The sequence below is a fragment of the Nibribacter ruber genome, from assembly GCF_009913235.1.
Classification (GTDB): Bacteria; Bacteroidota; Bacteroidia; order Cytophagales; family Hymenobacteraceae; genus Nibribacter; species Nibribacter ruber.
In genome coordinates this window covers 635,430-657,182 of record NZ_CP047897.1, presented here as the reverse complement: position 1 = coordinate 657,182, position 21,753 = coordinate 635,430, and the positions used below count along the sequence as shown (strand labels likewise).

At 48.2% G+C, this 21,753-nt stretch carries 19 protein-coding genes; 8 read left to right on the top strand and 11 right to left on the bottom strand.

Features of this window, described 5'->3' with window-relative positions:
* Nucleotides 1–53 precede the first annotated feature (53 nt).
* Nucleotides 54–2,828 (bottom strand): leucine--tRNA ligase, encoded by a 2,775-nt coding sequence (leuS, locus tag GU926_RS02845; protein ID WP_160688820.1) that lies wholly within the window; start codon nt 2,826–2,828, stop codon nt 54–56.
* Between the two features lie 163 nt (nt 2,829–2,991).
* Here leuS and GU926_RS02840 point away from each other — a divergent pair, with 163 nt between their 5' ends.
* A complete protein-coding gene (locus GU926_RS02840) occupies nt 2,992–3,486 on the top strand; it encodes a hypothetical protein (RefSeq protein ID WP_160688818.1) in 495 nt (164 codons plus the stop codon).
* A gap of 1 nt (nt 3,487) precedes the next feature.
* Here GU926_RS02840 and GU926_RS02835 read toward each other — a convergent pair whose 3' ends face one another.
* Nucleotides 3,488–4,213: a spheroidene monooxygenase gene (locus tag GU926_RS02835; RefSeq protein WP_160688816.1), complete on the bottom strand. Its 726-nt coding sequence runs from the start codon at nt 4,211–4,213 to the stop codon at nt 3,488–3,490.
* Nucleotides 4,214–4,324: 111 nt separating this feature from the next.
* Nucleotides 4,325–4,828: a pyridoxamine 5'-phosphate oxidase family protein gene (locus GU926_RS02830; protein ID WP_160688814.1), complete on the bottom strand. Its 504-nt coding sequence runs from the start codon at nt 4,826–4,828 to the stop codon at nt 4,325–4,327.
* Between the two features lie 74 nt (nt 4,829–4,902).
* On the opposite strand from GU926_RS02830, the gene GU926_RS02825 reads away from it, so the two are divergent.
* Complete coding sequence (locus GU926_RS02825; RefSeq protein ID WP_232058410.1) at nt 4,903–5,553, top strand: acyl carrier protein phosphodiesterase; 651 nt, start codon at nt 4,903–4,905, stop codon at nt 5,551–5,553.
* A 100-nt stretch (nt 5,554–5,653) separates the two neighbouring features.
* On the opposite strand, the gene GU926_RS02820 is transcribed toward GU926_RS02825, so the two are convergent.
* The 4 genes from GU926_RS02820 to GU926_RS02805 form a co-directional block, all read right to left on the bottom strand.
* Complete coding sequence (locus GU926_RS02820; RefSeq protein ID WP_066511189.1) at nt 5,654–6,166, bottom strand: FKBP-type peptidyl-prolyl cis-trans isomerase; 513 nt, start codon at nt 6,164–6,166, stop codon at nt 5,654–5,656.
* Nucleotides 6,167–6,242: 76 nt separating this feature from the next.
* A complete protein-coding gene (locus GU926_RS02815) occupies nt 6,243–8,210 on the bottom strand; it encodes an AAA domain-containing protein (protein WP_160688812.1) in 1,968 nt (655 codons plus the stop codon).
* 85 nt (nt 8,211–8,295) lie between these two features.
* Nucleotides 8,296–8,661 carry a hypothetical protein gene (locus tag GU926_RS02810; RefSeq protein WP_160688810.1) on the bottom strand — a complete coding sequence of 122 codons (366 nt, stop codon included), beginning with the start codon at nt 8,659–8,661 and terminating at the stop codon, nt 8,296–8,298.
* A complete protein-coding gene (locus tag GU926_RS02805) occupies nt 8,658–9,170 on the bottom strand; it encodes a hypothetical protein (RefSeq protein ID WP_160688808.1) in 513 nt (170 codons plus the stop codon). The genes GU926_RS02810 and GU926_RS02805 overlap by 4 nt, the downstream gene beginning before the upstream one ends.
* A gap of 1 nt (nt 9,171) precedes the next feature.
* On the opposite strand from GU926_RS02805, the gene GU926_RS02800 reads away from it, so the two are divergent.
* Complete coding sequence (locus GU926_RS02800; RefSeq protein ID WP_160688806.1) at nt 9,172–9,606, top strand: hypothetical protein; 435 nt, start codon at nt 9,172–9,174, stop codon at nt 9,604–9,606.
* A gap of 666 nt (nt 9,607–10,272) precedes the next feature.
* On the opposite strand, the gene GU926_RS02795 is transcribed toward GU926_RS02800, so the two are convergent.
* On the bottom strand, nt 10,273–12,072 hold the full coding sequence (locus GU926_RS02795) for a DUF885 domain-containing protein (RefSeq protein ID WP_160688804.1): 1,800 nt from the start codon (nt 12,070–12,072) through the stop codon (nt 10,273–10,275).
* A 185-nt stretch (nt 12,073–12,257) separates the two neighbouring features.
* Here GU926_RS02795 and GU926_RS02790 point away from each other — a divergent pair, with 185 nt between their 5' ends.
* The 3 genes from GU926_RS02790 (at nt 12,258) to GU926_RS02780 (ending at nt 16,108) form a co-directional block, all read left to right on the top strand.
* Nucleotides 12,258–13,052 (top strand): thymidylate synthase, encoded by a 795-nt coding sequence (locus GU926_RS02790; RefSeq protein WP_160688802.1) that lies wholly within the window; start codon nt 12,258–12,260, stop codon nt 13,050–13,052.
* A gap of 91 nt (nt 13,053–13,143) precedes the next feature.
* Nucleotides 13,144–14,874: an ATP-dependent nuclease gene (locus GU926_RS02785; RefSeq protein ID WP_160688800.1), complete on the top strand. Its 1,731-nt coding sequence runs from the start codon at nt 13,144–13,146 to the stop codon at nt 14,872–14,874.
* 25 nt (nt 14,875–14,899) lie between these two features.
* A complete protein-coding gene (locus tag GU926_RS02780; protein WP_317165644.1) occupies nt 14,900–16,108 on the top strand; it encodes an MFS transporter in 1,209 nt (402 codons plus the stop codon).
* Nucleotides 16,109–16,233: 125 nt separating this feature from the next.
* On the opposite strand, the gene GU926_RS02775 is transcribed toward GU926_RS02780, so the two are convergent.
* Nucleotides 16,234–16,602 (bottom strand): endonuclease domain-containing protein, encoded by a 369-nt coding sequence (locus GU926_RS02775; protein ID WP_160694550.1) that lies wholly within the window; start codon nt 16,600–16,602, stop codon nt 16,234–16,236.
* Nucleotides 16,603–16,792: 190 nt separating this feature from the next.
* Complete coding sequence (locus GU926_RS02770) at nt 16,793–18,535, bottom strand: ABC transporter ATP-binding protein (protein ID WP_160688798.1); 1,743 nt, start codon at nt 18,533–18,535, stop codon at nt 16,793–16,795.
* A 316-nt stretch (nt 18,536–18,851) separates the two neighbouring features.
* On the opposite strand from GU926_RS02770, the gene GU926_RS02765 reads away from it, so the two are divergent.
* Both GU926_RS02765 and pncA read left to right on the top strand, forming a co-directional pair.
* Nucleotides 18,852–19,352 (top strand): GNAT family N-acetyltransferase, encoded by a 501-nt coding sequence (locus GU926_RS02765; RefSeq protein WP_160688796.1) that lies wholly within the window; start codon nt 18,852–18,854, stop codon nt 19,350–19,352.
* Nucleotides 19,353–19,423: 71 nt separating this feature from the next.
* Nucleotides 19,424–20,029: a bifunctional nicotinamidase/pyrazinamidase gene (gene pncA, locus GU926_RS02760; RefSeq protein ID WP_160688794.1), complete on the top strand. Its 606-nt coding sequence runs from the start codon at nt 19,424–19,426 to the stop codon at nt 20,027–20,029.
* Nucleotides 20,030–20,032: 3 nt separating this feature from the next.
* On the opposite strand, the gene GU926_RS02755 is transcribed toward pncA, so the two are convergent.
* Nucleotides 20,033–21,502 (bottom strand): nicotinate phosphoribosyltransferase, encoded by a 1,470-nt coding sequence (locus tag GU926_RS02755; protein ID WP_160688792.1) that lies wholly within the window; start codon nt 21,500–21,502, stop codon nt 20,033–20,035.
* Between the last annotated feature and the right edge of the window lie 251 nt (nt 21,503–21,753).

Genomic DNA, 21,753 nt, shown 5'->3' with positions numbered 1-21,753 from the left:
AGCTTCTTCTTTTATCGTTTTTAGGCTATTTCCCTGAAAACAGGTCAAAAACGCTAAACCACTACGTTTACAATCTTGCCAGGCACTACAATCACCTTTTTCACAGGCTTGCCTTCCAGCATTTTCTGAACTTGCTCAGAAGCCAAAACTTCTTTTTCTACCTCTTCTTTGGATAGTTTCAAGTCGAAGGTAATCTTCGATTTAACTTTACCATTCACGGAGATAGGATAGTCAAAAGTGCTTTCTGTCAGGTACTCTTCTTTCCATTCTGGGAAGGTGGCGTAGGTGATGCTCTGGTTATGGCCCAGGCGGCTCCAAAGTTCTTCGGTGATGTGCGGCGCGTAAGGAGCCAGGGCAATGGTTAAAGGCTCAAGAATAGCACGTTTCTTCGTTTTCAAAGTCGTCAGTTCGTTCACGCAAATCATGAACTGGCTCACGCTGGTCCCGAAGGAGAAGCGCTCAATGTCTTCCTCAACCTTTTTGAGTGTCTTGTGCAATGCTTTCAACTCGGCTGGATTAGCTTCTTCTTCCGTCACAGCCCAATTACCTTGCTCATCGGTGAACAGTTTCCAGAAGCGACGAAGGAATTTATAAACGCCATCCATGCCGTTAGTATTCCATGGCTTGAACTGCTCCAATGGCCCAAGGAACATCTCATACATACGTAGCGTGTCAGCACCGTATTTTTCTACAAGGTCATCTGGGTTAACTACGTTGTACCAGCGTTTAGACATCTTTTCAATTTCGACGCCCACGTTGTATTTGCCGTCCTCCAAGATGAACTCGGCCTCAGCAAAGTCAGGACGCCAGGCTTTAAACCTGTCCAAATCCAAGACATCATTCTCTACTATGTTCACGTCTACGTGCAGGGCAGTTACGTCATGCTGGTCTTTCAAACCGTAAGACACAAAGGTGTTGGTGTCTTTGATGCGGTACACAAAGTTGGACCTTCCCTGAATCATGCCTTGGTTGATGAGCTTCTTGAACGGTTCTTCCTGGTTTACCAAGCCCAGGTCAAACAGGAACTTGTTCCAGAAGCGGGAGTAGAGTAGGTGACCCGTAGCGTGCTCCGAACCACCAATATATAAGTCCACGTTCTGCCAGTAATCAATAGCTTCTTTACTCGCAAAGGCAGTATCATTTTGAGCGTCCATGTAGCGGTACCAATACCAGCTGGAACCTGCCCAACCTGGCATGGTGCTCAACTCATACTCAAACTCACCACGGTATTTCCAGTCTTGTGCACGGCCCAATGGCGGCTCACCCGTCTCAGTGGGCAAGTAAGCGTCCACTTCTGGTAAGACCAGCGGCAGTTCGTTTTCTTCTAACAGGGCAGGGATTCCGTCTTTGTAATATACCGGTACGGGCTCACCCCAATACCGCTGACGGCCAAACACTGCATCGCGCATGCGGTAATTGATGCGGGCTTTGCCCACGCCCAATTCCTCGGCGCGCTGAATACCGGCTTTGATGGCGTCTTTCACTTCCAGGCCGTTCAGGAAATCTGAGTCGATGATTTTCCCTTCTTTGGCTGCGAAGGCTTCTTTGCTCAGGTCACCACCAGCCACAACTTCCGGAATAGGCAAATTAAATTTCTTCGCGAAGGCATAGTCACGGGTATCATGACCTGGTACGGCCATTACGGCACCTGTTCCATAACCCGCCAAAACGTAATCCGCAATCCAAACCGGGATTTTCTCTCCAGAGATAGGGTTGATGGCATAGGCTCCGGTGAATGTACCCGTCACAGATTTAACGTCAGACATGCGGTCGCGCTCAGAGCGGTTCTTGGCCCAGGCTACGTACTCTTCTACCTCGGCGCGTTGCTCAGGAGAGGTAATTTCAGATACAAATTCATGCTCAGGCGCCAAAACCACAAAGCTTGCTCCGAAGATGGTGTCAATGCGGGTTGTGAACACGGTAATGTGCTTGTGCTCATGGCCGGCTACTTGAAAGCGCAGTTCGGCGCCCACTGACTTGCCAATCCAGTTGCGTTGCATCTCCTTTACCGGCTCTGGCCAGTCAATGGTGTCTAGGCCTTGCAATAGACGCTCAGCGTAAGCCGTGATGCGCATCATCCATTGCTTCATGAGCTTGCGCTCCACTGGGTAGCCGCCGCGCTCAGATACGCCTTCTTTCACCTCGTCATTGGCCAAAACGGTTCCTAACTGAGGGCACCAGTTCACGACAGCTTCGGACAAGAAAGTCAGTCTGTATTTTAACAACAGGTCTTGCTGTTCTTTCACATTCAACCTGGCCCAGGCATCAGCGGTCACAAGCGGCGTGTCTTCATCACAGGCGGCATTCACATGAATGTTGCCCTGCTTTTCTAATACAGCAACAAGCGTTTCAATCGGCTCGGCTTTGTCGGTGTCATTGTTGTACCAGCTATTAAACAACTGCATGAAAATCCACTGCGTCCATTTGTAGTAGCTAGGATCAGAGGTGCGCACTTCGCGGTCCCAATCAAAGGAGAAGCCCAGGTTGTTCAACTGCTCAATGTAGCGCTCAATGTTCTGCTTGGTAGTTACCGCCGGGTGTTGCCCCGTCTGGATGGCATACTGCTCAGCAGGAAGACCAAAAGAGTCGAAGCCCATTGGATGCAACACGTTAAAACCTTTCAAGCGCTTGTAGCGGCTCACAATGTCAGAGGCGATGTAGCCCAGCGGGTGACCTACGTGCAAACCAGCGCCCGAGGGATATGGGAACATGTCCAAAGAGTAAAACTTCGGTTTGCTGGTGTCAATCTCCGTCTTGAAGGTCTTGTTCTCACTCCAGAAGCGTTGCCACTTCTGCTCAATGGTTTTGTAGTCGTACTCTGCTGACATGGGCGTATGTGTATTCTGCCGGTAAGGCAGGTTTGTTCTGGTTATTTCGCCAAAAGCGGCTAGGCGCAAAAGTAAGGAATTTCCTGTTAGAGGGGCTAAACCTATTAAACATCAATCTAACTTATATCTTTATGCTCATGTAGGCTCAAAACGAAGGCTAAAAATGTTAAAAAACTTAAGCTGGAGAAAAGTAATCATGGTACTCGAGTTAGTTGCTATCCTTTTGTGTACAGTAGATTATTTTCTGAAAGAAAAAATAGTAGAGGAAAAGGAAATACACTTAAATGGAATCACTGCTTCAAAGCCACGCTATAGTGATTATAATTCGAGTTTAGTTACAGCTATTGTAGTAAATGAGAGGAAAATATTCCTAAAAGACAGTGACATGTCAAAAATCTGGATTGATGGACAGGTTAAAATCTTTCAAACACCAATGCTAGGAATCATTAAAGATGTCCATTATAAGGATAGGGATACTAAGCTTACGGTAAAGACATCTCCATCATTCAGCGTTTATAAGCCATACTTTATCTGGCTGTTTCTATTTTTCACACTATGTATTTATGCCTTATTCACAAAAAATGAAAAGGGCCAAACTCACGGATTTATAATCAGCCTTTTAATTTTCTCAGCTATCTTGGTTTTTGAAATTCTTTAGCCTAAAGCAATCCCGACAAAGGGTCCACGCCGTTCCAGGTGCCTTGGCTTTTGATGGGAGAGAAGCGGGCGAACATTTCTTCAGAATACCAGCCTCGGGTTCTGGTTCTGGTGATGACGTCTCTATGCGAAGCTGTTCTGTAGGCGTAGGCTTTCATGTCTGATTCATTTTGCCATAAGCTGAACGTGGCTTGCCTAACCAAAGGTGCTTCGCCTAGGCCAATGGAAGCCAGTAAGCCTTGTGCATCGTCTAAACTAGCGCTGGCCTGGGGCACATGTTTCCAGAAATCTATGGCTTTGGTGAGCCGGATGGAGGCGCGGGTTAAAACAGCAATGGGGGCATTCTCTGGCGAGGCAATGGTTTCTGTGGTGAAAGGATTTCGTCCGCTCCAGAGGCCATGGGCCTGCAAGGGTTTTAAGTCCAGATGATACTGTTCAAACGTGTGTTCTTTGTAATCCTTCAATAAAGGGTGGCCTTCCCAGAAATCCTGAGCGGCGGCAGGAGAGGCCCAAGTGGCCATGAGACCGTAGCGGTACCAGTTCGGTTTCAGGCTGAAGCCTCGGCCTTGGCCACTCCCCAGAAGTTTAAAGAAGTTAAGGCCTTTCACTTTTCTTAAAGCAGGCTGTGAGGTGCCCATCTGCGCCAAGCCCCACCGCCAATGACCGGGTTTTACGCCGAAGAGAGATAAAGTGGTATGCGCTGGAGAAAAAGGGGCGGAGGATGACAAAGTGCTTCGTTTTTGGCCTGTTTTCTTAAAAGTAGCCGAAAAACGGGATTCGGCCAAAGCCCAGCAATAGGGCAAGAAAAAAGGGAGCCGAAACTCCCTTTCCTGTATCAACTACAAATTAATCTTTTTGTTTTCGCCGGGGTGGGCGGGCTCTCCGGTTATTATCGCTTTTGCCATGCCGTACAAATGCACCACGGCGCTGTTCGGTGAATCCCAGTACTCCGCCTGGTCAATGGTGATTTTCAGGACGCCAATGTTCGGGTCTTCCTTGCCTTCGGGGAACCAGGCTTTCATGGCAGGGTTCCAAAGCTCGTCAATCTTGTGCTGGTCGCGGTTCACGGTGGCGTGGCCCGAGATGGACACATACAGGTTGTTGTTTGGGTCAGCGTAGCTCAGGTTCACGTGGCTTTCGTTTTTAATCTCATGCGTTTTGCCAGAGGCGTAGCCGGTTAAGAACCAGATGGTAGCATTTTCATCTGCCTTCATGTGGCGCATGGGCCGCGACCGGATGGTGCCGTCGGGCTCCACGGTGCTGAGCATGGCCACGTCAATGGCCTTTATTTTGTCTAACAGGGTTTTAATGTCTTTCTGCTGATTATTTGATTGGTTTTCCATAGTAGGTAAGGTCTCTCGGTTTTGTACTAGAATACGGGCAGCCTGTTCTGAGGGTTCCTTAGAAAGAACTGCCTGTGTCTTTAACCGTAAAGTGTACCTTTGGTTTTACACTTTCTGTTTTGAACTACCTGGCCCACCTGTACCTGTCTGGCAATGACCCTGAACTGAAGTTCGGAAATTTTATAGCCGATGGCGTGCGCGGCGCCCAGATTCTACAGTTCCCGGAGCGCATTCAACAGGGAATCAAGCTCCACCGCCTCATTGACCAGTTCACCGATAGCCACGCCGTGGTCAAGGAAACGATTGAGCGCCTTCGTCCTTTGTACAAGAAATACGCAGGCGTAGTGGCAGACGTATACTATGACCATTTTCTGGCCGCCAACTTCCAGCAGTTCAGTGCCGTGCCTTTGGATGTTTTCGCCGAAGAGAGTTACGCCGCCATCCAAAGCAGACCGGAGTGGCTTCCACCAAAAGTGCAGACTTTTCTACCTTATATGGTTAACCAGAACTGGCTGGTTTCATATGCGCAGGTGTGGGGAATTTCTAAAGCCTTAAAGGGCCTGAGCCGGCGCACTACGTTTGAATCTAACATGGAAACCGCCGGCGAGGAACTCCAACTTAACTATGACTTCTACCACCAAGAATTCAACCGCTTTTTCCCAGATTTGGAGAAGTACGTGAAAGAGGAAATAGAACGAATTAACACCTTGCACTTAAAATCATAGGTTATCGTTTTTAGCCTACTTCCAGAAAAACAGCCCAAAAACGAAGAAGGCGGACTTTATTGGGTCCGCCTTCTTTTATACTTTATTATTACAGTAAATCCTAGTGGTGGTGTCCGCCTTCGCCGTGTACGTGGCCGTGGGCAATCTCCTCTGGAGACGCATCGCGCACGCTCACCACTTTGCCTTCAAAGTGCATGTCCATCCCAGCCAGTGGGTGGTTGAAGTCCATTAACACATGGTCATCATGCACGCTTACAATGCGGCCCTGCATGTGGTTTCCTTCGTTGTCAGACATAGGAATGTAGTTGCCTTCCTGTACCATTTCCTCGTCAATCTTGCCGTCTACCTCAAACACCGATTTTGGAACCGGCACCACCGCGCTCTCGTCCAGGTCACCGTAGCCTTCATCAGAAGAAAGAGTGAATTTGAAGTCCTGGCCAGACTCCTTGCCTGACAATTCCTGCTCAAATTTCTCTGGCAATCCGCTCACGCCATACAAGAACACCATTGGGTTCTCGTCGTCGGCAATTTCTACTAGCGTTGACTCGCCTTCTTCGTTGGTTACCTTAAGTTCGTAGGTGAGCGTCACCACTTTATTTTCTTCTATTTTCATAGCTATTGGTTATTGGTGTATTGAAAGGGTAAAGGTACAAGTATTTGCCTCTAACGAAATTCCGGAGCCAAAAGATTTACTCCGACTCGTCGGGGGACAATAGCTCCCAGGCACTGCGGTAGGCGCCAATGGTTTCGGCATAGGTCAGAAATTCTTGGTAGAAAGGATGCTCGCCCAAAGTGGCGCTGTCGCCCACAATGACCATCTTTTTCTTAGCCCTGGTCATGGCTACGTTCATGCGGCGTATATCAGCCAGGAAGCCAATCTCACCCTCTGGATTACTGCGCACCATAGAAATGTAAATGATGTCCCGTTCCTGCCCTTGGAAGGAATCAACCGTACCCACAGATAGTTGTCGGCGCTGTTGCAGTTGGTGCAGTTTGGGCTGGTGTTCTACCTGGTCTTTTAAGTAGTTAATCTGCGCACGGTACGGCGAGATGATACCAATTTTTAATGGACGTTCTTCGCCCTCCTCGTTCAAGCCGGCAGGTTCATACGGCATCAAAAGGTTATTCAAATGCTTGATGAGCAAATCAGCTTCTTCGGGGTTGGCAGTACTGCTTCCTTCGGCTAGGGTGGTTTCATTGTAGCCACATCCGGCCGTGTCTATGAACTCCACAATGAGGCCCGGGTCAAACTGCGGATGCACTTCTTGCAATGTGGCCGCTTCCACGCTTTCATGGGCCTGCAATTCACCTTTGTAAAATTGGGTATTGGAGAAGCCCATGATGTGCTGGTGCATGCGGTACTGGGTGGTAAGCATGACGGCCGTTTCTGGCTGACGCGCAATGCACTTCTCAAACAGGGTTTTGGCCAGTCCGTTCCGCTCGGCAATCATAGATTTTACCGTGGGCGGTAACTGATGGTGGTCGCCGGCCAAGACCACGCGGTTGGCGCGCGTGATGGGAATCCAGCAGGCGGGCTCCAGGGCTTGCGCGGCCTCATCAATGAACACTGTGTCATATTTTAAATGCCGAATCACGCGATTGGCCGAGCCCACCAAGGTACAGGTCACCACTTCCACATGGTCCAGCAAATCCTCGGTGATATACCGCTCCACGTCCTCAGCTTCATTTAGCAGTTTTTTGCTTTCGTCTTTGTAGCGGCGGCGCTGTTCTTTTTCCTCCCAACCAAAATTACGCTTGAACTGGCTTCCCATGGCCTTGTATTCCTCAGCGGTCTTGCGCAGTTTCTTTAGCTGGCGGTAGTCGCGGTGGTGCATTACTTGGGCGTCCAGAGTATGTTCCAATAATACTTCAGAGACCCTGGAAGGATTCCCTATTCTAATGACGTTCACACCTTGTTCGGCTAATTTCTCAGTGAGTAAGTCCACCGCGGTATTGCTGGGGGCTGTTACCAATAAGCGGCGCTCACCGGCTTTCAAGGTTTCCAGAATGGCTTGTACCAGCGTGGTGGTTTTACCGGTGCCCGGAGGCCCGTGGATAATGGCCACGTCTACCGCCTGCATGATGTTTTTGACCGCCGCGTTCTGCGATGGGTTCAACACCTCAATAGGAGCAATGTCTTTCTCCCTCCGGAAAGTTGCTGGTTCATTGCCCAGTAGGATGTCACGCAATTGAGCTAAGCGGCTTTTCTCGGCTTCCATCACCTTCATGAGGGCAATTTCCATCTCGCGGTAGCTGACCTCGTCAAAGGTGAGTTCTATGCCTAGGCGGCCGCCTTCTTCCAGCCAATCGGGGAGGTCTTCTTTAGAAGTGGCCAGACGCAGTTTATTGCGCTTTACTTCCAATACCACACCGTTCAAAGCCCCGCCATCGCCGTTGGTAAACAAGGACGCAGAAGAACCTGCCTGGAACATGTGCAATTGGTCACGGCCCGAAGAACGCTCCAATTCCACCACCATCTTATTCCCGAAGCCCACTTCCTGCTTGGTAATCTGAACGGGGTACCAGCAGATGCCCAGGCGCTTGCGCTCGGCAATGGTGGTGAGGGCGTTCTTTAACTGGTATTGCTTGCGGTCTTCTTCCTGCTCCAATTTGAGCAGAGCCTTCACGTCCAGTAATTCGTTTAGAATATCATTCATTGGTAATTAGACTCAAGACGCAAGATGAAAGACATAAGACAAAACCTATCGTCTTGAATCTTGTGTCCTATGTCTTGTGTCTGATTTAGGTAAAATACGTCCTGTGGCAGGTTTGGCATTTCCATACGGTTGTGCCGGCATAAATGATTTTGCGCCACCAGGATATGTTAGATTTAATGACTACTTGTTGAGAGCCGCAATGAGGACACGTTGGACCTTGGCTTTCGTTTTTGGCCTGTTTTTGGGAAAACTCAGCTAAAACAGCTTCACTTAGGGGAAGGTCTTGTTGCTTGACTAATAACTGATAATAAATGCCGGCACCGTAAGGAAGACTGGGAGGGCCACAGCTTTTCACCAAGCCTACCACCTCAATATCCATTAGGTCATTATAAAGGTCAACGGCTTGGGCGTAGGTGAGGTATTGGGCCAGCGGAACTAGCGTTTCGTTCACGCTTCTACTTCTTCTGCTTGCTCCTGAAGCGCGCTAATTCTGTTCTTAAGCCGAATGACATAAAACACCAAGCCCAAGGACAAGATGAAAAAGCCTAAGGCAATGGCGTCATGCTCAAATTTGGCATCCTCGGCGGTTTCCAATTCCTCACGCAGGTCGGTTATTTGTTTAGAAAGGCGGCGATTCAGGTTCTGAGCGTATACCAAAGAGGTTTTCAGCTCATAGATATTATCCGTCACTACGCGTTTGTCGCCTTGTACCTGGGTGTTGAGTTTTTTGGTTTCGGCTTCTAGTTGGGCGGTGCGTTGGGCGGCATTTTTACGCGCCTCTAATTTCTCCTGTTCTACCGCCAAGATGATTTCAGAGTCTTTTTGCAGAATGGCCTTCAAGGCTTCTACCACAGCAATTAGATCGTTCTTAGAAGCGTTGCCCCAGAAGCTGTTTTCCTGCGTTTTCAGGTAGTCATATTTCAAGACCAGTTGCTCCCGCTCCGTGATCAGGTTCTGCACTTTGGAAGGCGCTACCGGCTCCGGCGTTGGCTTGGTTTCCTGGGCCTTTGCAGTAGTTGTGTTAGTTGCTGTAGTTGTTTTGGCTGCTGGCTGTTGGGTCGGTTTGCTGGCCGTAGGGGTAGTAGTCGTGCTCGTGACCGGTTTCTTGCCTGCCGGGGCAACTTTGGCCGCAGGTGGCTCTGGTTTAGGAGCGGTGGAATTGGCAATGGATTTGGAAGGCTTCGGTTTGGTTTCTGTAGCTGGCGGCGCAGAAAGCGTTTGTGCCGCCAAAGGCAGTGTTATAAATAGGGCCCAGCTAAAGGAAATAAGCTTTTTCATAGCGATCACGGTTCTTCTAAGGGATTTTAGGAGACAACGCACAAAAATACGTTTTCTGGTGGTCGTTTTTGGTTTGTTTTTCAGAAATCAGGCTAAAAAACGTTTCTCTGTTTTATAGTATTCATTAAATAGGAGCTTTTAAATACCACTTTTTAGGAGCAGGAAGTGGCTTTCAAAATCTGGATCTTGAGTTAATATCCTTGACTAGGTGCGGATTCTCCCCTTGAGGGGAGCGTAGAGGGGTGTTTACACAAATTGGTCATTCTGCCGCCAAAATCCGCCCTTCCAACTTCCTCTTTCTTGCTTTTTGCTCAGGTTTGTCACTTTTCTCCTTGATGAGAAAAGTAACCAAAAGAATCAAGAGCCCCCGAACTCGCTGACCGCTCAGACAGGGCGGGGGCTCATTAAAGCGCACCGTGCACTGCTATCTGTTCTATCGTAAGCTTAAGCCTCTGCCAATGGATATGTCATTGCTTTCTCCCTTGGGCAAAGAGACTTAAATTGACCAGTCTCTTTTCCCTCGGTCGAGGGCAGGTGAACTGCTGTTTGAGAGGTTGCAATGCTTGCATGAGCTGACGCGGTGGATGTTGCGCTTTTTAATTATTCCGTAGAGACCAGGCATTGCCTTGTCTCCCCCGCATATCAGATAAAGCCCCTCTCCACTGGGGAGGGGTTGGGGTGGGGCCATTTTCGCCTCTTTTCCAGATAATAGCCCAAAAACAACATCGCCCGCCTGTCATTGTGACAAACGGGCGATGTGAAAAATGACTCGCGACTCAAAAACCTATTTCTGCTTTTTCGCCCAGTCGTCCATTTTCTTTTCTACAATCTTCAGGGGCATCCCGCCGTCTTTCAGGAACTCGTCGTGGAAGGAGGCGAGGGAGAAGTTCGAGCCGAGTTGTTTCTGGTACTTGGCGCGGAGTTCTCTGATTTTTAGCTGACCAATTTTGTAAGACAATGCCTGACCAGGGATGGCCATGTAGCGCTCTACTTCGGCGATGACACCTTCTTCAGACATGGCCATGTTATCCATAAAGTACTGGATGGCTTGCTCGCGGGTCATGCCTTTGGTGTGCATGCCCACGTCTACCACCAGTCTGATGGCACGGTGCATCTCATCGCCTAGGGCGCCCATGTACTGGTATGGGTCTTGGTAGAGGCCTAGCTCTTTGCCCAAGGACTCGGTGTACAAGGCCCAGCCTTCGCCGTAGGCGCCGTACCAGCTAAATCTTCTAAAGTCGGGGAGGCTCTGGTTTTCCTGTTGCAGGGAAATTTGGTAATGATGGCCGGGAATGGCTTCATGCAAAAACAAAGACTCCATGCCCGAAGTGGTGGCAAACTTGGTAGCGTCCAGAATTGGCACGTAGAAAATGCCCGGTCTGCTACCGTCCGGGGAGCCTTGGTTGTACTCGGCAGAGGCAGAGGCGGCCCGGAAAGCTTCGGTCTGGCGCACCTCAAATGGGGTTTTAGGACGCTTCCCGAACAGCTTGTCTACGTTAGGCTCAATCTTGGTTTGAATGGCCCGGAAGGCGTTCAGCACGTCCTCGGGTTTCTTGTAAGGCATGAATTTGGGGTCAGACTTGAGGTGCTGGAAGAAGGCGTTCATGTCGCCTTTAAAGCCTACCTGATTTTTGACTTTCTCCATTTCGGCTCTGATGCGGGCTACTTCTTTTTTGCCCGTCTCATAGATTTCGTCTGGGGTCTTGTCTGTGGTGGTCCAGTACTTGACGTAGTAGTTGTAGATGTCCTTTCCGCCGGTCACGTCGGCAATGCCGGTGGTAGTGCGAGCTTTGGGCAGATATTCTTTCTCCAGGAAGGTGGCCAGCTTTTGGTAGGTAGGCACCAGTTGGGTGGTGATGGCTTTTTTGTAGGCCTCTGTCAGGCGCGCTCTGTCTGCCTGGGGTACTTCTTTCGGGAAGTTCTGGATAGGCGAGTAGAACAAGCTTTTGGTTGGGTCAGAGACTACCATGGCCTTTAGCTGAGGAATCATCTTGGCCACTAAGGGCTTCGGCAAGACCAAACCAGACGCCATGCCCGACCTGAAATTACCTACCGCCGAGTCTGCCCAAACCGTAAAGCCTTGCACACGGCCCAGCCAGTTCTCATAGTCTTTGGTAGTCTTAAACGGCTGATTGCCGGTACCCGAACCCAGTTGGCCCATGGTCAAGGGCAGGCCCCAGAACTGCTGGAAAGGAATCATCCAGGTATTGAGCTTTAGGCCCTCCAAGCGGTTCTGCATCTCATACTGGAAGATGTCATAGCTGATGCGGTCGTTTTCAGACAGCTTCTCGCGGTTGTACTGTTGCAGGCTATCCAAATAAGATTGGTAAAAGGTTTGCAGGGTGTCGCGGTAGGCTTTGGTGTTGTCGTTGGGCAACAGGTGGTTGTAGCGGTTGTCGCCTTGGGCAGTGGCATCCAACGGGAACAGGCGGTTGTTGGTGTCCCAGTAAGATTTGAGCAGACCATTGATGTTGGTTCTGGTGCCGGTAGAGGAGGTAGAGCCCCCATCAGTGTCTTGGTTGGAGGACTTCTGGCATGCGAACAGTCCGCAGGCCACCAGTCCCACCAGTATGGATTTTTTCATGTTTGTTGTTAAAGTTAGAATTTAGGTTTCAATATAGGCACTATTTGCGTTCCGTTTATGCCTCGCTACTTTTTTGAAATAAGTACCAGCGCGCTTGAAGCCGAACGTCTCCTTTTCCCTATCTTCAAGCCTCCAACGGGAACCACCCATTCTTAATTATCAAATACTAATTATTAATTAATAGCATGCAGGCTTACTTAGACTTGATGCGCCATATTTTGGACAAGGGCGTGAAGAAAGAAGACCGTACCGGCACCGGTACCATTAGTGTGTTTGGCTACCAGATGCGGTTTAACCTGCAAGAAGGCTTCCCGCTGGTGACCACCAAGAAGGTGCACCTCAAGTCTATCATCTATGAACTGCTTTGGTTTTTGCGGGGCGAAACCAATGTGAAGTGGTTGCAGGAGCGGGGCGTGAGCATCTGGGACGAATGGGCCGATGCCAACGGTGACCTGGGACCGGTGTACGGTTCGCAGTGGCGGTCCTGGCCTACGCCTGACGGTGGACACATTGACCAGATTACGCAGGTCATCAACCAAATCAAGAACAACCCAGACTCCAGACGCCTGATTGTGAGTGCCTGGAACGTGGCCGAGGTCAACAACATGAAGTTACCGCCGTGCCATGCGTTCTTCCAGTTCTACGTAGCCGATGGCAAACTTTCTTGCCAGCTCTACCAGCGCTCTGCCGACGTGTTTCTGGGTGTGCCCTTCAACATTGCCTCTTATGCACTCCTCACCATGATGGTGGCCCAAGTCTGCGACTTAGAACCCGGCGAATTCATCTGGACCGGCGGTGACACGCACTTGTACACCAACCACCTGGAGCAAACCGAACTTCAGCTAACCCGTGAGCCCCGCCCATTGCCCAAAATGAAACTGAACCCCGCCGTGAAAGACATCTTCGGGTTTGACTTCGAAGATTTCACACTGGAAGACTACCAGCCGTGGCCAGGAATTAAGGCGCCTGTGGCGGTGTAGGTAAAGTAGAGAGCACTCACGCATAAATATCCAATAATAGGTGTTTTTTATATCTAATAATTATATAAATAAGCCAGAAAAGGCATCATAAATGAAAATAAAAATAGATAAATTTAAGAAAATAGATTCTGTAGAAGTCGAATTACAAGCACTAAATATTTTTATTGGAACCAATAATTCCGGTAAAAGTAGTTTTATTCAAGGAATCCAATTTGCTATATCTAGCGCTCAGACTCTTAGACTTAAAAGCGTTTCTTGGAGGTCCAAGAATGAATCTCAAACTCTTAATCTGGATTCAACTGACTTTCTATACACGCCCACAAGACATATAGAAAACCTTTACCATGGAAAAAGGCTTGTAACTTCTAAAAGAAGGGCAGATAGAATATCAATGAATTTTAGGTTTGACGATGGTCAAAAGACATCAATAAACGTTTCTCGAGGTAAAAATGGTGGTTTTGCTACAGTTGTTACAGGAAAAGTTCTTGGTCAAAAAGTCAATGACATAGACAATCCTTTTTGTGTTTATGTACCAGGAATTGCAGGAATCCCAATTCAAGAAAAGTTTGAAGTACCAATTGCAATAAAAAAATCTGCAACTAGAGGTGATAGTAATAACTATTTGAGGAATATTTTATTAGAAATTTCAAATAGCGAATCCAAATGGAGTGCATTTATTTTTTCTGTTAATCAAATCTATTCAGACATAGAGATTAGGGTTGATTTTCGGGATAGTGTTTCTGAATATATTGACGTATTTGTCACCAATGCTGATATTGAACTCCCTCTAGACTCTATAGGTACAGGACTTTTACAAACTATTCAAATCTTTGCATATATAGAATATTTCAATCCAAGAATAATACTGTTAGATGAGCCAGACTCACATTTACATCCAACAAAACAAAAAAACTTGGCCAATGAATTACTTAGAAGAACTAATGAAAACAAAGATTTAAAAGTTGTATTTTCAACTCACTCTAGATATATTCTTGAAACTTTGGAAAACATTGCAAATGTTGTTTATTTCCAGAATGGAAGTTCATATCCTAACATTCAAGGAAGCAAAATTCTACTTGATATAGGAGCTGCAGATGCTGATTATTTATTCGCAAAGAAAAATCTAAAGTATATTGTTGTTACTGAGGACAAGGTTGACAATATAACAGATAAAAAAAGTTTTTTGAAAAATTTTCTAATCGCAAATGGTCTTCCTGAAGATGAGTTTGTTCTTCATTCATATGAAGGATGTACGAAAGTAGATTTTGCTAAAATATTAGAAGGTTTTGTTAGAAAACAGATTCCAGGTGTAAAAATTATTGTCCATATTGATAGAGACCAAAAAATTGATGGCGACCGTGATTTGATTAAATTAGAAGCTGATTGTGAGAAAAGAGACCTATTGCTATTTGTAACGAAATTTCAAGAGGTCGAATCATATTTTTGTCAACCAGAACATATTTCTCATTTATATGGATTAGGCATTGAGATATGTATAGATTTATATAATAACATTGTAGATTCTTTAGCTGAAGAAACAAAACGAAAGCTGGGGAATTTCATACTGAGAGAGAGAAAAGACTTGTCTTTAAATAAAGATGGGAAACAAGATATCGCTATAATTAATGGTATGATTGAAGATTGGTATTCTAGATTTAAGAATGAGTTGTGCCCTGGAAAAGAATTACTTGGTAAGGTGAAGAATGAAATTCAGACAACTCATAGACTAGAACCTAATAAATTAATAGAACCAACTAAATTTTTAAAAGATGAAAATTTTCAAGCGCTAATTAATAATTTGACAACAAATAATTCTAATTAAAATAAATTAATGGCTTTTTAGCCTAATCTCAACGTTAAATTATATATCATTACTTAAAAATTACTTTATTAATAATAGACACATTCTCCCCACCATCGTCCTAGCCCAATTTGCCTGCACGTCTCTTTGGTTTGCGGGCAATGCGGTGTTGCCTGAATTGATTCCGCTGTTGCAGTTGGAAGCCAGCTCCTTGCCGCACCTCACGTCGGCAGTGCAGTTGGGGTTTATTCTGGGTACGTTGGTATTTGCTGTGTTCACCATTTCTGATAGGTTCTCGCCGTCAATGGTATTTTTAGCGTGCGCGTTGGCAGGAGCGGGGTGTAATTTGAGTTTGTTGGGGGCCAGTGGGTTGAGCATGTTGTTGCTATCTCGGTTTTTGACGGGCTTTTGTTTGGCGGGTATTTATCCGGTGGGCATGAAGATAGCCTCAGATTACCACCAGAAAGGCTTGGGCAAGGCTCTGGGGTTTCTGGTAGGGGCGCTGGTGCTGGGCACGGCCTTTCCACATCTGCTCAAAAGCCTCACCCAGGGGCTCAACTGGCGCTACGTCATCTGGGGGACGTCGGGATTGGCGGTGTTAGGTGGGCTTAGCTTGTTTTGGCTGGTACCAGACGGGCCATATAGAACCAAAAGCACCCAACCCAATTTCAAAGCCTTCTTCCAAATCTTCCGGAACGCAGCATTCAGGTCGGCGGCATTTGGATACTTTGGGCACATGTGGGAATTGTACACGTTCTGGGCCTTTGTCCCGGTCATGCTGGCTCTATACGCTGAGGCGCATCCAGCACTAGCGCTGAACAACCCCTTGCTTTCTTTTGCCATCATTGCCATTGGGGCCGTGGCCTGCGTGCTGGGTGGTTACCTGTCTGGCCATATTGGGAGCGCGAAGACGGCTTTCGGGGCGTTGGCGGTGTCCATGGTTTGTTGTCTGTTGTCTCCGTGGCTGGTGGACTTGCCGTTTGCGGTATTTATAGGTTTGCTGTTGGTCTGGGGTTTTGCCGGGCCTATGGACTCTCCACAGTTCTCCACGTTGGTGGCCCAAAACGCCCCGGCCCACGTGAAAGGCACCGCGCTCACCATTGTCAATTCCCTAGGCTTCGCGCTAACCATCGTCAGCATTCAATTCCTGCGGAGCATTCAAGGCATGGTAGACCCTCGCTATTGGTTTCTGTTCCTAGTCATCGGGCCGCTGTTGGGGTTGCTGGCCATGCGTCCATTAATGAATAATGAATAATGACTAGTGATGAATGGTTGTCGTTTTTAGGCTATTTTCTGGAAAAGAGGCCAAAAACGGTTAGCCTTCACCCAGTGCAGATTCTCCCCATGAGGGGAGCGTAGAGGGGTGTCTACATTAAAGGATTACTTCTGTTGGTTCTCTTCAATCCAGTAATAAATCGCATCCAGCACATATTTAATGTTCCGCTTTACATCAATGTCTTGAAAGCGTAAAAAGCGCACCCTATACTCTTTCAACTCCTGCTCTCTAACAGAATCATACTTCTCTTTTTCATCATGGCTGTCACCATCTACCTCAATGGCGAGCTGTAGTTCATGGCTGTAAAAGTCAACAATATAATTCAGCATGGGCATCTGCCTGTGGAATTGAAACCCGAGTTTTTTGTCTTTGATTTCATTCCAAAGTAGAACCTCGGATAATGTGCTGTTCTTGCGAAGGTGTCTCGCTTTCTCTTTTAGATCTGGGCGATATGGAATGATTTTGTTGGGCATTGAAAGCTTATACGGATGTTTTATCTGCTTGTGTAAACACCCCTCTTCGCTCCCCTCAAGGGGAGAATCTGCGCTTTGTAAAAGCATTCCGTTTTTGCCCTGTTTTCTGGAAAATAGCCTAAAAACGGCACCCGTTATTCGCTCCTCATTTATCTCTTTTCACTTATCATTATACATTAATCATTAATCATTAAACCCGTTCTCCAATCTGTTGGCGCCACATGGCGTAGTATAGGCCTTTTTGGTCTACTAGTTGGTCATGGGTGCCGGTTTCTACAATCTTGCCTTTCTCTAGCACGATGATGGTGTTGGCGTGGAGGATGGTGGAGAGGCGATGGGCGATGAGGATGGTGATGCGCTCGCCGGAGAGGGAAACGGCCTTTACGGTGTCGGTGATCTCGTCTTCGGTGAGGGAGTCCAGCGCCGAGGTGGCTTCGTCGAAGATGAGCAGGCGTGGGTTGCGGAGCAGGGCCCTAGCGATGGAGATACGCTGGCGTTCGCCGCCGCTCAGTTTCATGCCTCCTTCGCCAATGGTGGTGTCCAAGCCTTTCTCTGAGCGGTGCACCAAGGTCATCGCCGAGGCTTTTTCCAGCGCATCCAGCATCTCAGCCTCTGTGGCATCTGGCTTCACAAATAGTAAGTTCTGCCGAAGCGTCCCAGAGAACAACTGCGTCTCCTGCGTCACAAACCCGAATTGCCGGCGCACGGGGTTAAACCTGATGTCTTTGGTAGATATGCCGTTGTAGTAAATCTGGCCTTCTACGGGTTTATACAAGCCCACCAGCAACTTGACCATCGTAGACTTACCAGAACCAGACGGGCCCACAAATGCGATGGTATCACCGGCTTTGGCTTCTAGGGAGATGTGGTCAATGGCATTGGTAGCCGAGTCTTGGTGCCGGAACACCACGTTCTCAAACCGAAGGCTTTGGATTGGGCCAGTCTCAATAGGCTCCTCGGGGTTGGTTTCAATGGGCCGATGCATGAGCGCGTCATAGGTCTGGATAGAGGCATCGGCTTCGCGGTAGAGCAGAATGATGTTGCCCAGGTCTTGGAGCGGAGTGAAGATTTGCGCCGTGATGAACTGCATGGCAATCAGCTCGCCGGGTTCCAGAATCTTCCTGAAAATAAGCCACAGCAAAATGAACAGGATGGACTGCTTGAGCAGACTCAGAGCTGAGCCTTGCAGAAAACTAAGCGTCCTTACTTTGCGCACCTTTACCATTTCCAAGGCAAAAATCTCCTGCGTATGGTCGCGCAAGCGGCGTATTTCCTGAAAGGTGAGACCAAGGCTTTTCACCAATTCAATGTTGCGCAAAGACTCCGTGATGACACCCGACATTTTGTTATTTTCGCGGTTGATGCTGCGTTGCAGGGTTTTGATTTTATTGCTGAGCAAACCGGTGAGCCCGCCCAAGACCAAAATGCCAATCAAGAACACCGGCACCAGCGCCCAATGCTTGGTCACCGCATACCAAACCAGAAACCCGATGCCCACCAAGGAAGAGAACAGAATATTGATGAACGAGTTGATGAACCGCTCAGTATCTGTGCGCACCTTTTGCAGAATAGACAGCGTTTCACCGCTACGCTGGTTCATGAACTCCTGATACGACAAGCGCAGAGTCTGACGGATGCCGTCATTAAAAATCTGCATCCCAAATTTCTGGACCACCAATCGTACCACGTATTCTTGCATGGCTTTCGCCAGTCTGGACAGCAACGCCACACCCACCGCAATGGCCAACAGTCGCAACACGCCAGAAACCAATTCTTCCTCGGTTAAAGCTTTCTGCCGAAGGGCATATTCATCAATGATCTTCCCGAAGATGATAGGGTCTACCAAATTGAGTAACTGCGCCGCACCCGCCAACAGCAAAGACAGAAAGATGAGCCATTTGTAGGGCTTGAGGTAGGTCCAGAGTATTTTCATTGGCTTTTGATAGGCAGTTCAATTGGTAACTCTGACACCTATACGGGTATTCGTTTCCTTTTGGAGGAATTAAAGGTTTGCGTGCAAGGTCGTTTTTGGCTTATTTTTCAAAAAACAGACCAAAAACGTGCATCCACTTTTTAGAAATTTCCCGGATGTAGGGACGTATAGCATACGCCCAATTGGTTGCCATAGCATTACCATTTCTACTGTAAAGAAACCATCGTAAACTTGACTACATATGATTAGGTATGCGTGAGGGCGTGTGCCAAATGCCCCTACATTACAATGTCAACTAAATCTACATCTTTGCACCATGGCCGCTTCCATTTCACTGTCAGACATTACCATCAGGACGTATTTACAACCCGGCGACATTGGGTATATCACCTATTTGCACGGCTTGCTGTATAGGCAGGAATATAATTTGGGGATCGCCTTTAAAGCCTACGTGGCGGCAGGGTTAGCCGAGTTTTACCAGCAGTACACAGACGACCGTAACCGCGTGTGGGTAGCGGAACATAATGGCAAGATAGTGGGCTTTCTGCTGCTCATGGACAGGGGAGACGCGGCGCAGCTGCGGTACTTTATCGTCACGCCCGGTTACCGTGGGCTGGGCTTGGGAAAAAAACTGATGGATCTGTACATGGCTTTTCTGCACGAGTGCGGCTATACAACTTCTTACCTCTGGACCACGCATGAACTGACCAAAGCGGCCAGCCTGTACCAAAGCTACGGCTTCCAGTTGAGCCAGGAGAAGGAAAGCACCGATTTTGGGAAAGCCTTGATAGAACAGCGTTATGATTTGGCAGTATAAGGTAATAGACTGCTCTGTTTGCGCTGACCGTTTTTAGCCTCTTTTCCAGAAAACACCTCAAAAACGAAACTATGAAAGCCTTACTCCTCATTGATATTCAGAATGACTTTTTGCCAGGCGGCTCTTTGGCCGTGCCAGACGGGGATGCCATCATTCCTTTGGTTAACCACCTGCAACCCAAGTTCGATCTAGTAGTGGCCACGCAAGACTGGCACCCGTCCAACCACAAGAGTTTTGCGGGGCAACACGCGGGCAACAAAGTGTTTGACACCATCACGCTCAATGGCTTGGAGCAAGTGCTCTGGCCGCACCATTGCATCCAAGGCACCCCCGGCGCTGATTTCTCTTCTGCACTTGATATGCACCGCGTAGAGGCCATCTTTAGAAAAGGTACCAACCCAGAGATTGACTCCTACAGCGGCTTTTATGACAACGGACATTTAAAATCTACGGCCTTGGCAGAGTACCTGCGCGGAAAAGGCGTGACAGAGGTCTACGTAGCTGGCCTAGCCGCCGATTTCTGCGTGTTTTTCACAGCAAAAGACGCCTTGCAGGAAGGCTTTGCCACCTATTTCATAGAAGACGCCACCCGCGCCATCAGCTCAGAAGGCTTTGAACGCGCCAAGGCAGATCTACTAGCTAAAGGCGGTCAACTCGTTCAAAGCAGCAGCTTGTAAGCTTTAATCGGCGCGGCTCCGGAGGTCCACAATCACATCCATTTTCTTTTGGTGCAGTTGCTGTTCCAGACCCACTTTATAAATGTGCGGGTTAAGCAGACGGCGGTAGGTTTCATGTAAGCTCTCCACCTGCTGTTTGGTGCGGGCCTGAATGTCTTGTAAAGTTGGAGAAGTGTATACCAGTTTACCTTGTTGGAAGATAGGCACTAAAAGGTCTTCATGGGTGCAGGATTCTTTGAAGGACTTGTGCTGGGTTGGGTCGTTGGGGTGCACCATGGTGGCAGGCTGGGCAATGGTTTGGTCCTCTGAGTAGAGCATGTCACCTACCAGCGTGCCTTTGTCAAAGAAGCGGCGCACCTGCAATATTCCGGGAGTGGATACTTTGATGAGCTGTTCAGAGAGCTTCACTTTGTAGTCCCATAGACCTTGCTCGTTTTGCAGGGCCGCCAGTTTGAACACACCACCCAGCGCCGGCTGGTCATAGGCCGTAATGAGCTTTGTCCCTATGCCCCAGGTGTCAATGCGGGCGCCCTGTATTTTCAAGCTTTCAATGAGATATTCGTCCAGGTCATTGCTGGCCACAATGGACACCTTCGGGAAGCCCGCCTCATCCAGAAGTTTTCGGGCTTCAATGCTCAAATAAGCCAAGTCGCCAGAGTCCAGCCTGATGCCCTTCAGCTCATGTCCTTTTTCCCGTAATTTCTGGGCAACGACAATGGCTTTCTTCACGCCTTCCAGGGTATGGTAGGTGTCCACCAGGAACACCGAGTCATCTGGAAACACATGAGCGTAGGCCTCAAAACTTTCCACTTCCTCATCAAAAGACATGACCCAGCTGTGCGCGTGCGTGCCCTTTAAGGGAATGCCGTACAGCTTGCCCGCCAGTACGTTAGACGTGGCGCCAATACCACCCACAAACGCCGCCCTGGTCCCCGACAAAGAACCGTCCGGACCTTGAGCGCGCCGCATGCCAAACTCTATGATGGCATCGCCTTTGGCCACGTCTACCATGCGCGCGGCTTTGGTGGCTATGAGCGTCTGGAAATTGAGGATGGTAAGCAGGGGAGTCTCCAATAACTGGCATTGCAAAATGGGCCCTTGAATGCGTAGCAGCGGCTCATTGGGGAAAACGGCCGTTCCTTCTGGAATAGCATGTACTGTGCAAGTAAATTTTAACTGGGCCAGATACTCTAGAAAACCCTTCTCAAAAAGCGGCTGTTGGTTACTGCTTTTCACCTGCGCCAGAAAGTCCAGGTCTTCCTGCGTAAACCCGAATTTCTGCAACAAATCCATCGCATCTTCCAGGCCCGCACTAATGGTATAACCGCCCTTGAATGGGTTCTTCCGGAAGTACAGGTGGAAGACGGCCTGCTGTTCGGCGCGGTTCTGTTTCCAATAGCCCTGGGCCATGGTCAGCTGGTACATATCGGTTAAGAGGGCAAGCGAAGGCTGGTAACGTTTTGAGAGGTTCATGGCTGAGAAAATGCTGTCTGGTAAGGGGTACGCAGATGCTTTTGCATAGGTAGCAAAAAAGATGATTGCACCATGAATTGCCGCTATCAAATCTGGCCTCTTTCTCAGAAAAAGACATCAAATAGCAGATGCGCAGCCGCTGCTTAAGCACCATAACCAAAGCTTTTGAGGAGCAAAAAGTATGCGCTAAAAATTTGAAAATAAATGGTTTAAGAATATGCTTTTTCTATATAGAAACGTATACAAATAAA